At 38.4% G+C, this 14,556-nt stretch carries 14 protein-coding genes; 11 read left to right on the top strand and 3 right to left on the bottom strand.

Features of this window, described 5'->3' with window-relative positions; all coding sequences use genetic code 11:
- The first annotated feature begins 6 nt into the window (after positions 1 to 6).
- The 5 genes from rpmG to mutM all read left to right on the top strand — a co-directional run bounded on the left by rpmG (position 7) and on the right by mutM (position 4,860).
- Positions 7 to 174, top strand: a complete 168-nt coding sequence (gene rpmG / locus AACS92_RS03810) for a 50S ribosomal protein L33 (RefSeq protein ID WP_010847629.1) — start codon at positions 7 to 9, stop codon at positions 172 to 174.
- Between the two features lie 163 nt (positions 175 to 337).
- A complete protein-coding gene (locus AACS92_RS03805; RefSeq protein ID WP_099110098.1) occupies positions 338 to 1,450 on the top strand; it encodes a glycosyltransferase family 4 protein in 1,113 nt (370 codons plus the stop codon).
- 271 nt (positions 1,451 to 1,721) lie between these two features.
- Positions 1,722 to 2,825 (top strand): glycosyltransferase family 4 protein, encoded by a 1,104-nt coding sequence (locus AACS92_RS03800; protein ID WP_099110022.1) that lies wholly within the window; start codon positions 1,722 to 1,724, stop codon positions 2,823 to 2,825.
- Positions 2,825 to 4,000, top strand: a complete 1,176-nt coding sequence (locus AACS92_RS03795) for a glycosyltransferase family 4 protein (RefSeq protein WP_099110021.1) — start codon at positions 2,825 to 2,827, stop codon at positions 3,998 to 4,000. The genes AACS92_RS03800 and AACS92_RS03795 overlap by 1 nt, the downstream gene beginning before the upstream one ends.
- Positions 4,001 to 4,050: 50 nt before the next feature.
- Complete coding sequence (mutM, locus tag AACS92_RS03790; protein WP_099110020.1) at positions 4,051 to 4,860, top strand: bifunctional DNA-formamidopyrimidine glycosylase/DNA-(apurinic or apyrimidinic site) lyase; 810 nt, start codon at positions 4,051 to 4,053, stop codon at positions 4,858 to 4,860.
- A gap of 45 nt (positions 4,861 to 4,905) precedes the next feature.
- On the opposite strand, the gene coaD is transcribed toward mutM, so the two are convergent.
- The 3 genes from coaD to waaA are packed head-to-tail and all read right to left on the bottom strand — an operon-like array spanning position 4,906 to position 7,438.
- A complete protein-coding gene (coaD, locus tag AACS92_RS03785; RefSeq protein WP_099110019.1) occupies positions 4,906 to 5,388 on the bottom strand; it encodes a pantetheine-phosphate adenylyltransferase in 483 nt (160 codons plus the stop codon).
- Positions 5,385 to 6,161 (bottom strand): glycosyltransferase family 2 protein, encoded by a 777-nt coding sequence (locus tag AACS92_RS03780; RefSeq protein ID WP_099110018.1) that lies wholly within the window; start codon positions 6,159 to 6,161, stop codon positions 5,385 to 5,387. The genes coaD and AACS92_RS03780 overlap by 4 nt, the downstream gene beginning before the upstream one ends.
- Positions 6,161 to 7,438 (bottom strand): lipid IV(A) 3-deoxy-D-manno-octulosonic acid transferase, encoded by a 1,278-nt coding sequence (waaA, locus tag AACS92_RS03775; RefSeq protein ID WP_099110017.1) that lies wholly within the window; start codon positions 7,436 to 7,438, stop codon positions 6,161 to 6,163. The genes AACS92_RS03780 and waaA overlap by 1 nt, the downstream gene beginning before the upstream one ends.
- Positions 7,439 to 7,654: 216 nt before the next feature.
- Here waaA and rfaQ point away from each other — a divergent pair, with 216 nt between their 5' ends.
- The 6 genes from rfaQ to AACS92_RS03745 all read left to right on the top strand — a co-directional run bounded on the left by rfaQ (position 7,655) and on the right by AACS92_RS03745 (position 14,312).
- Positions 7,655 to 8,719: a putative lipopolysaccharide heptosyltransferase III gene (gene rfaQ, locus AACS92_RS03770; protein WP_099110016.1), complete on the top strand. Its 1,065-nt coding sequence runs from the start codon at positions 7,655 to 7,657 to the stop codon at positions 8,717 to 8,719.
- Entirely contained in the window at positions 8,716 to 9,846 is a 1,131-nt protein-coding gene (locus AACS92_RS03765; protein WP_099110015.1) for a glycosyltransferase family 4 protein, read from the top strand. Before rfaQ ends, AACS92_RS03765 begins: the two co-directional genes overlap by 4 nt.
- Positions 9,843 to 10,946, top strand: coding sequence for a glycosyltransferase (locus tag AACS92_RS03760; RefSeq protein ID WP_099110014.1), 1,104 nt, complete (start codon positions 9,843 to 9,845; stop codon positions 10,944 to 10,946). Before AACS92_RS03765 ends, AACS92_RS03760 begins: the two co-directional genes overlap by 4 nt.
- Before the next feature lie 30 nt (positions 10,947 to 10,976).
- Entirely contained in the window at positions 10,977 to 12,083 is a 1,107-nt protein-coding gene (locus AACS92_RS03755; protein WP_193756927.1) for a glycosyltransferase family 9 protein, read from the top strand.
- Positions 12,084 to 12,146: 63 nt separating this feature from the next.
- Positions 12,147 to 13,106 (top strand): polysaccharide deacetylase family protein, encoded by a 960-nt coding sequence (locus AACS92_RS03750; RefSeq protein ID WP_099110013.1) that lies wholly within the window; start codon positions 12,147 to 12,149, stop codon positions 13,104 to 13,106.
- Between the two features lie 126 nt (positions 13,107 to 13,232).
- Positions 13,233 to 14,312 carry a glycosyltransferase gene (locus AACS92_RS03745; protein ID WP_099110012.1) on the top strand — a complete coding sequence of 360 codons (1,080 nt, stop codon included), beginning with the start codon at positions 13,233 to 13,235 and terminating at the stop codon, positions 14,310 to 14,312.
- The last annotated feature ends 244 nt before the right edge of the window (positions 14,313 to 14,556 follow it).

Below are 14,556 nucleotides of genomic sequence, written 5' to 3'. Positions count from 1 at the left end.
TGAAAAATGGCTAAAGGTATTCGCGATAAAATTAAGCTGGTTTCTTCTGCTGGTACTGGTCACTTCTATACCACTACGAAGAACAAGCGTACTATGCCTGAAAAACTGGAAATGAAAAAGTTTGATCCAGTTGTTCGTCAGCATGTAATGTACAAAGAAGCTAAAATTAAATAATTTTAGTGGATTGAAAAAGCCCAGCAAATTGCTGGGCTTTTTTATGCCTGATGCAATTGAAACCTTCATATATTTAGACGGATACGGTTACTCGTGAACGTAAACAGTCGTTCAGTTATACTACGTTTTTTTGATATATGAATCGTCAGGCATGACTCTGAAAATGACTAGAAAAACCTTAAATATCTTACACACAGAATCATCATGTGGTTGGGGAGGGCAGGAGATTCGTATTCTGACGGAATCTCAGGGTATGATGCGCCGTGGACATCATGTGGTTATCATTTGCTGTCCTACTTCTACACTTTATCGTGAGGCTCACCATTATGGTGTTCCTGTTGTGGCATTGCCGATTGAAAAAAAACGCTTCTCATGTTTTACAGCAATGCGTCGTTGGTTAAAGGCGGAAGGCCAACGGTTTGATGTCATTAACACCCACAGTTCGACCGATTCCTGGCTGGTAGCTGCGGCGAGTGCCACATTAAAGGGCATGCCCCCGATAGTCCGGACCCGACATGTTTCCACCAATGTTTCAACTTCCATAGCGACCCGCTGGCTTTATTTGCAGTCTAGCCGCCATATCGTGACGACTGGAGAAAAGTTGCGCCAGTCTCTGCACACAAACAATCGTTACCCTTTACCCCACATGACATCTGTCCCAACCGGCATTGATCTGACCCGTTTTCATCCTGAAAATAAACAGGATTGCCGTCAACGTATTGGAATTGCAGATAAACCGACAATTGGGATTGTGGCAACAATGCGCACTTGGAAGGGGCACCGCTATCTGTTGGATAGCTGGAAAGCACTCCATCAACGTTATCCGGAGTGGCAATTACTGTTTGTTGGCGACGGGCCACAGCGAAAAAATCTTGAACCATGGGTTAAGCAGGAAGGCCTGACGGATAGTGTTATCTTTCTTGGCAATCGGCAGGATGTACCGGACTGTTTAAACTCAATGGATATTTTTGCATTGCCTTCTTTTGGTAACGAAGGAGTACCGCAAGGTATTATGCAGGCAATGGCCTGTGGTTTACCGGTCATATCGACATCGGTTGGCGCGATTTCTGAGGCTGTGATTGATGGTGAAACTGGCTATATTATCGAGCCTAAGTGTGTCGAACAATTAACGAATCAGTTAGAATTGCTAATAAGAAATGCAGAACTACGTTTACAGATGGGAGATGCTTCACTGAAACGAGCAATATCTGAATTTGGTATGGATAATATGCTGGATAAAATGGAGTCTATATTTATTACCAGTGGCAGAAAATAGTAATTTATGCTCTTATCATTGCTTTATCAAATACAGCATGAATTATTATATTAAAGCAAAATTGATAGTTAGTATTTACCAATACATATTAAATAACCTTGACCTAAGCCCTTTTAAGAAACCATCTCTAATGGATGATTTTGTAATTCATTGGTTAAATTAATAGCTACTTTTTTAAAAGAAAAAGTAAAGTGGAGAGGATGATTTTCCTGTTATGGTTATAATTTGGCATAGCAGGCGAAAAATAAGTGAACAAAGGATAATAAAAACGATGAAAATAGGGTTTATTGATGTCACTGTGACGATGTCCTATGGTGGTATTCAGACCGCAGTTTGGGAGCTGGCGAAGGCGTTGACTGACGCAGGGCATGAGATCCATATTTTCGGAGGTATAGGGGATATTAAACCAGAATTGGGCAATCGACATATTCGGGTCCATACTTTCCCATTTATTCCCAGAGAACGTGTAATCAATATCGGTCGTCGTTTCCAGCGAATTGTTGAACGTTACTCGTTTGCCCGCCATGCCCGTGAGGCGGTGATTGCTGAAAATTTTGACTGGGTCATACTGACGAAACCTTTTGATTTTTTCTGGCCCAGAATGATGCCAACTCATTCCCGTACTAAGTTTTGTTATATGAGCGGGGGAACCAGCTTTTTTAAAGGTGATCGGCTGTTAGGGAAAAAAATATCAGCTTGGGCCGCCTGTAGCCATTTTAATGGTTGGCAGATTCAGCATCATTTCAAACAATTTCCAAATGTTATCTACAATGGAGTAGATATTGATAAATTTAAACCCGCTCATTCTGATATCAGGAGCAAGCTGGGGATCCATGAAAATACGTTTTTGCTGACTTTTGCTGGCCGTTTAGTGGGCTGGAAAGGTATGAAAGTTGCTATCAAAGCAATGGCCTTGCTGCGAGATAAGGATGTTAAATTATTAATTATTGGCGCAGGTGAAGAACTAAAGCAACTTGAAAGAAAAGTTGCTGAGTTAAGATTAGAACAATCAGTGATTTTCCATCCTCCTGTTAGCCATGACCAATTACCTGAGTTTTATGCCGCAGGGGATGCTGGGATATTTCCGAGTATTGGCGATGAAGCATTCGGTATTACTATTGCAGAGGCAATGGCATGCGGACGTCCTGTTATTGCCAGTTATATCGGTGGAATACCTGAAGTGGTGGGAAATGAAAACCAGTCTGGTATTCTGGTCGCACCGGGTAGTGAGACGGCTATTGCCGGAGCCGTTAATCATCTCCTTTCTTTACCGGATAGAGGAAAAGATATGGGGAAACGTGCTCGTCAAAGAATAGAAACCCTGTATACCTGGGAGCATTCTGCAAACCGTTTATTAGACACTATAAAAAAATAATGAAGATTGCTTATATTGACCCTTACCCTGTACCTGATTTTCGAGTTGCTTCACTGCAAATTTTGCAGAATGTGGATGCTTTTGCTCGTCAGGGGCATGAGGTTTGTTTGATTACACCTGCTGGCCAAAATGATGTCGAGGAGATCCTCGGCAGAAAATTACCTTCCTCTGTTGAATTAATTGCTTTGCGTGATATGCGCCGTAGATGGTATTTTCCTGTCAACACGCAAAAATTATTTTATTTTCAGGTTTCCTGTTGGTTGCGAAAACATAAGATAGATGCCATTTTTACTCGCAATATTAAGATGGCTAATTATCTGTTGCACAAACACCCTGATATTCCTCACTTCTTTGAAAGCCATGAAATTTTTTCTCAGTCCTTTAAAGAATCTCATGGTATTAGTACTTATGTTAATAAGCGCAAATACTCTAAACTAAGAAAAATTGAGCAGCACGTTTATCAGCGTGCCAGAGCTGTTTTTGTGCTGACTTCACTACTGCGTGATGACATTTATACAGAATATTGTGTAAAAACGCCGATTATTGTTGCACCTGATGGTGTTGATCTATTGGCAGTTGAAGAAACAAAAATGGCCTCTTCTGGTAAGCAATACCAGAAAGGAGAAACAACACAGGTATTGTATCTGGGTAGTTTGCACCGCTGGAAAGGTGTACCGACTGCCATGAAATCGATGCGTTACCTAAATAATGCGGTATTGAATATAGCTGGCGGAAATAATGAGCAGATTGAGCAGCTAAAATTTGTAGCACAGCAGATTGGTGTCAGTGACAGAGTCAATTTTATGGGGTTTATCCATCCTAAAGATCGTTTTCAAGTCATTGCAGATAATGATATTTGCATCCTGCCATTGACAAAAACCAGCATTGGTAGCCGTTATACTTCCCCCCTTAAACTTTTTGAATATATGGCAATGGGAAAACCCATTGTTATTTCTGATTTTCCTTCCATTCGTGATGCTGTTGATGAGAAGTCAGTGAGTTTTGCCCACAGTGAAAACGCAGAAAGTTTTGCGCAACAAATTCAATTATTAATTGATAACCCGGCTGAAATAGAGCTCAAAACGGAACACTCCCAGAGATTGGTTGAGGAGCATTTTAATTGGGATCAACGTGCAAAATTAATTATGCAGGAGATAGAGAAAAATCTTTCTTGAGTATAATCTGCTGAGATAGGTGCTGTAGAACGTTTATCCAAGGAGTAAATATGCCGGAGCTACCAGAGGTTGAAACCAGTCGCAGGGGAATTGAGCCACATTTAGCCGGAAATGTGATTCATTATGTTGAAGTACGAAACTCACGTTTGCGTTGGCCTGTTTCTGAGCAGATTATGAAGTTATCGGATAAGCGTGTCATCAGCGTGCAGCGCCGGGCAAAGTATCTGCTGATAGAATTATCTGATGGATGGATTATTGTTCATCTGGGTATGTCCGGCAGTTTGCGTATTTTGCTGCATGACTCTCCTCCGGCAAAACATGATCATATCGATTTAGTGATGGCCGATGGCAAAATTCTTCGTTATACCGACCCACGGCGATTCGGTGCCTGGCTATGGAGTCAGAGTCTGGAAGAGTGCTCTGTATTGGCTCATTTAGGCCCTGAACCTCTGTCTGATTTGTTTGATGGTGAGTATCTTTATACCCTTTCCCGCAACAAGAGAACGGCAATTAAGCCCTGGATAATGGATAACAAAGTGGTTGTTGGTGTGGGTAATATTTATGCCAATGAAGCTCTGTATGTTGCTCATATTTTACCTGAACGCCCTGCGCACTCATTGACTCAGGAAGAAGCACACCTGCTGGCTGATACAATAAAGCAGATCTTGCGCCGTTCTATTGAGCAGGGAGGAACAACGCTGAAAGATTTTCTGCAATCGGATGGAAAACCAGGATATTTTGCGCAAGAGTTATTTGTTTACGGTAAGAAAGGCGAGTCTTGCCCAATGTGTGGTGAAAAAATTGACAGCATAAAATTGGGGCAAAGAAGCACATTTTTTTGTCGGCAATGCCAGCATTGATTTTACTTGGATCTGTACTTGGGGGCTCAGGTGCCCCCGGGAAGATTAATTTGCTAACTTCTTCAACATGGCTTGTGTAACCGGTTCTGGCAAGAATGATGAAACATCGCCATCATGACGGGCAACATCTTTAATCAAGGATGATGAGACAAAGGATAAATTTTGAGAAGGTAATAAGAAGACGCTTTCCAGCTCGGACATAAAATGCCGATTCATATTGGCAAGCTGCCATTCATATTCAAAATCAGAAATTGAACGAACACCACGAATTAAAATTGTCGCCTGCTGTTTTTTCGCAAAATTGGCCATCAATTCGCTGAATCCAACGACTTCAACATTATCTAAATGAGAAGTCACTTCTGTTGCCAGCGAGACGCGTTCTTCGAGAGTGAACATAGGGTTTTTTCTGTCACTGTTGGCGATCGCCAGCAAAACATGGTCAAACATATTGGCTGCACGGGTCACAATATCGAGATGACCGTAAGTTATAGGATCAAAAGTACCGGGATAAATCGCTTTTTTTTTCATTGCCTTTGATTCTCTGCTTGGGTGAGTTCCCAGAGTGCTGCATATTTATTGAATGTATATTGAGCATTGACAACAGCTAATATTAACCCCTGCTTGCCATCAAGGAAACCTGCTCTTAGCAGCCATGTTTTAAAAAATGCGCCCAGAGTATGGCCGATAATAGAAGAATACCGGGTGGTTTTACCTTGTTCGTGGCGTTGTTTGGCCCAGTCTTTCGCGTAATTCAGTTGTTTCTGCTGGAATTCCATCAGATTGCGACAAGTTAAATGGCGTAAGTCACCTTTTAATGTCACGACACGGGCACCTTGAGTATCAAGTGATTCATGAACCTGATTATCGTTATATTGATAACGTTCACGGCAATAAAGACGGGTGACTTTATCAGGATACCAGCCACTGTGCTTCATGAACCGGCTCATGAATAAGTTCAGGCGAGCACAGGCATAGACTTTATTATCGTCAGGTGCTGCCAAAACCTGTTCAATTGAAGCTCTTAATTCCGGAGTAACCCGTTCATCAGTATCAATCATGAAGATGTAATCACCGCTGGCATAGGATTGCGCAAGTTGCCGTTGGAGGCCAAAGCCCGGCCATTGTGTATTGGTGTATACCTTCGCACCCATTTCTGTAGCTATCTGGCAGGTAGCATCGGTACTGCCAGAGTCCAGAACGATAATTTCATCCGCCCAATTCACAGATAACAGGCAATCACCAATCAAATCAGCGGCATTTTTGGCAATCATCACAACGGACAGGCGTTTTCTCGCACTCATTAATGGCTCCGTGGTGGGAGGTAGGGTTCCAGTAATTTAAACAAACGTTGCAATGCGCCCTGATTTTCATGTAGTACTTCGGCGGCGTGACGACCGTAATAAAGGCGGTAGTCTTCATCTGTCAGCAGGCTATTAACAGCACTGCTTAAAGACTGGCTATCTGTCACCGTGATAAGACCATCAGCTTTATTCAGCTTGGCGCAGATATCCTTAAAATTGAATGTATGTGGACCCATTATGACGGGGATCGCATGAGCGGCTGCTTCCAGAGGGTTATGACCACCACGCTCGATTAAGCTACCACCGACAAAAGCTAAATCAGCGATACCGTATAAGAGCATCAGCTCGCCCATCGTATCTCCGATAACAACCTGAATATTTGCATCAGGTATAGCGCCGGAACTTCTCAGTACTGACTTTAGTCCCGCTTTTTGTGTTAGTTCTTCGGCCTTAGCAAAACGTTCAGGATGGCGGGGAACTAAAATTAACAGTAAATCAGGATGCTGTTTTAATAAATTTCGATGCGCATCCAGTATAATCGTTTCTTCACCTTCATGAGTACTGGTGGCTATCCATACGGGACGGTGTGCAGCCCATTGGCGACGAAGCGTAACGGCTTTGGCTGCCAGTTCTGGTGTAACAGAAATATCGAATTTCAGACTGCCTGTGACTGCCAGTTGGGTTCGTTTTAGTCCTAATTCAATAAAACGCTCACCATCTTCCTGATTTTGTGCTGCGATGAGTGTTATTTTATTTAGAATAGTTTTGATAAAACTGTTTATTTTCTGATATCCGGTAGCGGAACGTGCTGAAAGTCTGGCATTAGCAATAACCAGTGGTATTCCTCGCTGATGCAGTTGGGTAATGAGATTAGGCCATAGTTCAGTTTCCATAATAATCACCAGCTTGGGATTAATATTATCAAGGAAGCGTCCCATAGAACCGGGCAAATCATACGGTAAATAAACGTGGTTAACATCAGCCCCCAGTGCAGAAAGTACCCTTTCCGAACCGGTTGGCGTCATAGTTGTTACAGTGATGGGCAGAAAAGGATAATGGTGCCGTAATATCCTGACGAGAGGAATAGCAGCTAATGTTTCTCCGACTGAAACCGAATGGAGTAAGATTCCTCCCGGTTTCACCTTTTGGGCACAGAAACCATAGCGCTCACTCCAGCGCTTACGGTAAGCCGGAGATTTACGGCTGCGCAGTAACAGGCGCAACCAGATAATAGGTTGGATAAGGTAGAGAAGTACCTGATATAAGCGAAGCAACATTCTATCAAATTCACTGAAATAGACTGCGGCTATAGTATCACATTGGATTGAAGAAAGTGTGCAAAATGCGGATATGTTGTTCGTATTCCCCTAAAAAGATAAGGGGAACAGTTTGTTGTAAGTTTCAGCTTTTTAGATGTACAGGCATAAAGTCAGAGCCTGTTATTCTGAGAATTTAATAAATATATCTGCTACCTGATAGCTATTGGAAATGTAATGGGAAAAACAACTACTCAATACCAAAAGATTCTGCTCATTAAACTTAGGCATCATGGTGATACATTGCTCATCACCCCTGTTATTAATACTCTGAAAGAGAATTTTCCTGATGCCGAAATAGACGTTTTGCTCTACAAAGAGACGGAACCTATGTTGAGAAATTTTAGCCGAGTATCCAATATCTTTACCATAGACAGATTGTGGAAAAAGGAAGGCATAAAGTTTCTGCTCTCCCATTACTGGCGTTTGCTAAAGGCATTGAAAAATCGAAAATATGATCTCGTTATTAATTTAGCTGATCAATGGAGTAGTGCATTGGTTTCTTTATTGACAGGGTCTGCACGGCGGATAGGCTTTGATTTCCCTAAACGGCAAAATCTGCTATGGAAAGTATGCTTTACAGATCTAGTGTCTACAGAAGGAGAAGAGTCCTTACATGTTGTTGAGCAAAATTTATCAGCACTAAAGCCCCTTAATCTTTCAATTACTAATTTTGACGTTACGATGAGCTATTGTGATGAAGATAAAGAAAAAGTATTTAACCTTCTTCATACTAGTAAAATTCATCAGAAATACATCGTGATTCACCCTACATCGCGCTGGTTTTTCAAATGCTGGGATGAAGATAAGATCAGCCAAACTATAAATACATTACAGGCTGATGGCCATACAGTTGTTGTTACGTCAGGAAGGGATATCCAAGAAAAAGATATGGTTGGGCGAATTTTATCAGCCTGTTCTCAGGAAAATGTTATTTCTTTAGCTGGGCAGATAACTTTGCCTCAGTTGGGAGCCTTGATTGATCATGCGGAACTATTTATTGGTGTCGATTCTGTCCCTATGCATATGGCGGCTGCATTGAAAACACCTTGTATTGCGTTATTCGGCCCATCTAAGCTAGTCTTTTGGCGACCATGGCAAGTCAATGGGGATGTGATCTGGGCGGGAAATTACGGTAAATTACCGGATCCTGATGATATTGACACTAAAACTGATACCCGATATTTAAGCGCTATCCCAACAGATGTGGTGATTGAAACGGCCCGGAGATATTTATCATGAAATCTGTGCGTCTGGCTATTGTCCGGCAGAAATATCGCCCTGATGGTGGCGCTGAACGTTTTATTTCCAGAGCATTAGATGCATTGGATAATGAAAACCTGGAGTTAAATGTTATCACCCGATCCTGGCAAGGAGATATGAATCCAAACTGGCATGTGCATTTAGCTAACCCTTTTAAATGGGGACGTATCAGTCGTGAAAAGGGTTTTGCGGACGCAGCCAGGGCTATTTGGCATAAAGAACATTTTGATATTGTACAGAGTCATGAGCGAATAGCTGGTTGTGATATTTACCGGGCTGGTGATGGTGTACATCAGCGTTGGTTGCAACAAAGAGCAAGGATTCTGCCGAGCTGGAAAAGTAAATTGCTTTTTGCCAGCCGTTATCATCGTTATGTCATGGATGCTGAGGAAAGGATGTACTCGTCACCAGAGTTGAAGAAAGTCATTTGTAATTCTGAAATGGTCAAACAGGAAATTATGGAAGATTTTGGCCTTTCAGCAGAGAACATTTCTGTGATTTATAATGCTATCGATCAAACACAGTTTTTTCCAGCGAGAGAAGATGAGAGAATCGTACTTCGGCAACAATATTCTATTCCGGCTCAGGTTAAGTGCTTCGTATATGTTGGCTCGGGTTTTGAAAGAAAAGGTCTGAGAGCAGCAATTGAAGCGATCAGCATGACTGATGCTTATTTAATCGTAATTGGGCAGGATAAAGCATATAATAAATACAAACAGTTAGCAAATTCACTTGGTTGTCATGAACGAGTGCGGTTTTTGGGAGTCCAAAAAAAGACATTACCTTTTTACCAGATGGCAGATGGTTTATTATTACCAACATTATATGATCCTTTCCCGAATGTTATTTTAGAAGCAATGGCATGTGGTTTGCCAGTTATAACCAGTAAAACCTGCGGTGGAGCTGAGTTCGTGGAGCCTGGAGTGAATGGCTTTGTCTGTGATGCTCTGGATATTAAGGCGTTGTCAGAAGCAATTTTTTTAGTACCTTCATATCATTTGACCAGTAAGATTTCTATGTCAGCAAAAGAAAAGATAATGGCTTATACTCCTGCTTATCTGTCTCAGCAGCTTACTGCACTGTACAGTAAGGTACTTTCCCTATGAACAGGCATATCCTGTTTATTATTGATGGGTTACCAGGCGGTGGTGCTGAAAATGTTGTTGTGCGTTTGTGCCGCGGATTACAACAGAAAGGCTTTACCATCACCTTGTTATCGTTATCGGATAAATGTGAATATCCTATTCCTGATCATGTTGATTTAATTATTAATGCTGACGAATATACAGGTCCTTTTAGAAGACAGACTGAGATTTTTCGCAGAGCTAAATCTTTGGATAGAGTTTTGAAAAAAAACTTTCTTCAAAAAGGAATCCCTGAGCTGGTGATATCGAATTTGCACAAAACCGATCGCATAGTAGCCAGATCCAAAATATTGTGTGGTCTAAATGTATGGTTTTGTATTCATGGAGTATTTTCTAAGTCTTACCTCGAAAATAAAACAGGTTTAGCCCGCTGGTTTAAGAAACGTAAAATTCAGCGTGTCTATCAGGATCGTAACCTGATTTGTGTCTCTGATGCGGTTGGTTCTGATTTGAAAGAAAATCTCTCTGTTACGGCACGAAGGATGGTCACGATTTATAATCCATTCAACATTGCTGAAATTAAGTTGGATTCATTAGAAGATAATCCCTATTCTGGTCAGGATTATCTTCTCCATCTTGGGCGTTTTCACCATGTAAAACGTCATGATCGTTTGCTGGAGGCGTTTGCTAAAGCGGCTCTTCCCTGTAAATTATTAATTGCAGGTAATGGTGATGAGAAAATGACAAATGAAATCAAACAAAAAATCACCGATCTCCGTTTACAGTCCAGAGTGAAGTTAATTGGGTTTTTAGCCAATCCTTTACCTGTAATACGTGAAGCTAAAGCAGTTGTACTTAGTTCGGACAGCGAAGGATTAGGAAATGTTCTGATTGAGGCTTTGATCTGCAGTACTCCGATTGTTAGTACAAATTGTCCGGGTGGAGTTAGTGAAATAATGGTTGGAGAGTTAGAAAAATATAAATCTGAGCTTACTTCAGACTCACTGGCAGATAAAATGCGTTTGGTGTACCAGAATCCACCTATAATTACGGAAATGATGTATAAAAAGTTTGACCAGAAAGTTGTGGTTAATGAGTATTTATCATTGATAAAAAAATGAAGTTTTTATTTTATTCTTTGAGATGAGCTAATGGTTGAAAAAAGATTTAAAAAATTTCGTGAAATAAATAGAAGGAAAAACTATTTTTTCAAAAAAATAAGATTTAATTTAGCTAAAAAAATTATAGATAAGCGGAAAAAAAAAGATTTTTCCCTTGCTGGTATTAAAAAAATTCTCTTTTTAAGAGACGATAATAAAATAGGTGATATGATAGTGTCTACACCTATCTTAAAATCTTTATCTCAGAATGGATATGAACTGCATGTATTGTCAGGTCATTCTAATTACTGTGTTATAGAAAATAATCCGTATGTTGATAAAGTATATTTCTATCCTGATAAATATATAGATATAATTAAATTAGGATTGGATATGAGGAAAGAAAAATATGATCTTATTATCGATATGGGTGAGCAAATACCTGTCATCTATCTCTTATTTATAAGATTAATTAACTCTAATAATGTGATTGGATTTAATAAAGACAAGATAAATTTGTATAATAAAAATATAACTTATTTAGGATATGATTTGCATATTACAGAGAGGTATAAATCCTTAATGTATAATATTAATATTAAGGATTTTAATATGAAATATGATATTCATATTCCTGATAGCCTTAAGACTAAAGTACATGAGTTTTATTCTCAATTACCCGGGGAAACAACGGTTGTCATTAATCCATTTTCTGCAGATGAAAAGAGAGATTTGTCTAAAGAGCAATTAATTAGGATTATATCTCATCTTGAGAATTCATATGGTTCAATAAATATTATATTGATTGGTAACCCTGAGAGAATAAAGGATATTTCGTATTTAAATAATTGCTTTTTAAATCCGTTTGTTGATTTTATTAGTGCTGTGGAAATAATAAGGTATTCCGACTTGGTCATTTCACCAGATACTTCAATTGTACATGTTGCCGCTGCATATGAAAAAGATATCATTGCATTATATGGTAATGATAAGCATGGTGAATTTATCAATAATTATGTCTGGGGGCCGGGAAATAAGAATGCTATTCAATTAGTTCAGGAAAAAGCTAATAGTAAAATTAGTGAAATTCCCACAGAGAGCATTTTAGAAAAGATTGACGTTTTTTTATCTTCATTGGAGAATAAAAATAACCACTAAAAAATAGAGGTTGAAATATTACCTATGGTAGATATAAATAAACTATAATAAGGTGCATTTCTCATGAGTAAGCCAGCATTTATTATCACAATTGATACTGAAGGTGATAACCTTTGGGTGAATAATGACCAGATTTATACTAAAAATACACGATACTTACCTAGGTTTCAGAATCTTTGTGAGCGTTTTGAGTTTAAACCTGTTTGGTTAACTAATTACGAAATGGCAATGGATGATAGCTATATCGAATTTGCTAAAGATGTCATTGCCAGAAATGCAGGAGAGATCGGTATGCATCTGCATGCCTGGAACAATCCTCCGATTATACCCCTGACTGATGATGATATGCATTATAAGCCGTATCTGATCGAGTATCCGAAAGATCAGATCAAGGCGAAAATAGAATTGATGACAAATCTGCTCGAAGAAAAACTTCAGACTAAAATGGTGAGTCATCGTGCGGGACGCTGGGCATTTAACGAATATTATGCGCAATTACTGGTTGAATATGGTTATCAGGTAGATTGCTCTGTTACACCTAAAGTTAACTGGCGTTTTACTAAAGGTGATCCTAATGGAAATGGAGGAACAGATTATAGCCATTTTCCGTCTCATGCTTATTTTATGGATTTGCAAGATATTTCTAAAGAAGGGGGTTCTTCTTTATTGCAAGTACCAATGAGTATCCAGTATAAACACTCTCCGTTTATGACTTTTATTAAGCAAAAATACGATGCTCTCAGAGGGAAACAACGTTCTCCATCGGTTAATTGGTTGCGCCCAAAAGGCGGTAATCTGGAACAGATGAAAACTGTTGTCCAGCAAACATTGGCATCTGGTAGTGATTATGTTGAATTTATGTTGCACTCATCAGAATTTATGCCTGGAGGAAGTCCAACATTTAAAGATGCTGAGCAAATAGAGTTACTTTATCAAGATTTGGAAGGATTATTTGAGTTTTTGAAACCGTTGGTTGATGGAATGTCATTGACAGAATTTTATAATTTAAAATGCAAACGTTAGTGATTTATTTTTTTGAGTAGCAATATATTCAATTAACTACTTTTTAAATATGTAATTATATGTTTTTAGTATTATACTATAATATTTCCTTATTTTTTATAAGGAATTAATATATTAAGGTTTTCTATGTCTACAAAAAAAATAATGATTGTTGGTTTTGAACTTAGTGGGTTAGGGGGTACAGAAACAGTATGTAAAAAATTTTACCATTTATTGAGTGGTATTTCATACACAACATTTGTTTTTTTAAAACAGGATAATACAAAAAATAGCCATGATTGGCTTGGAAACATAAAATACACTACATTAGTCTGTCATCAAAAAAATACACCTTTACGTAGGTTTATATTTTCATATAAGCTATCTAAAATAATTAAAAATAAAAATCCAGATATAATAATATCAATTGATAGTATTAGTTGTTATATTTCTAATCTGGCTAAAAAGTTATCTTTTAAAGATATAAAAACATTCTCATGGATACATTTGTCGCTATTTACTGCATATAAAGCCAAGTTTTCTCTAAAAGCAGAAAATCATTTATCTATTAGTAATGGGAATACACAATATTTTATTGAACATGGTGTTAAAAAAGAAAAAATACACACTGTATTTAATCCATTTGAAAGAAAAAAAACAATAATATCAAGACCTAATGGTGTGGCTAAATTTATCTTTATAGGAAGAGTTCTTGCAAAAGAAGGTAAAAATTTACAAGAAATGTTTAATGCATTATCCATGGTTGTGGGGAGTTGGGAGTTACATATAATTGGTACTGGAAATGATTCTGATGTAAATTATTTAAAAAAATTAGCTAATGATATAAAGATTTCTGATAATATATTTTGGCATGGATGGATTAAAGATCCTTGGGAATTTGTACAAAAAAATATTGTTGAAGTATCATCATTACTCTTAACATCAACAAATGAAGGGTTTCCTATGGTATTAGGAGAAGCTATTTCTTATGGTGTTTATTGTGTTAGTTCTGATTGTCAGACAGGGACAACAGATATTATTAAACAGTATAAAAATGGAGAACTATATCCGTTAGGAGATATTAAAGCATTGTCTTATATACTACAGAGTATTATTTCTAAAAAAGAACTTCCAGAATACAATGAGATAAAAAATACAATAAATGATATTTATGATGAAGAATATATTATGAAAATAAAGTTAGCGTTAGGGATTTTTAATCGTTAACATAATAAATATTATAGTTATTTTTTTTGATATTTTAGGTGTGGTTTTATTAACTGCACTACTTTTGCACAAGATATATATATTGTTATATATAAAACTATCACTATTTATATGGTGTTATAAGTTTGTTTAGAATGCTTTTTATTTATTGTATACTATATACCTTTTCATAATAGTGAGAGTATCAGCATGCGGTGTTCCTTACCCCGCGTGTCACGCGGGGTAAGGAGTACTCCTATCATTT

Origin of the sequence: Xenorhabdus sp. KJ12.1 (assembly GCF_963876495.1) — a bacterium.
GTDB classification, from domain to species: Bacteria; Pseudomonadota; Gammaproteobacteria; order Enterobacterales; family Enterobacteriaceae; genus Xenorhabdus; species Xenorhabdus stockiae.
Note: the sequence above shows the minus strand (reverse complement) of the source record. Positions and strands in the feature narration are given on the sequence as shown.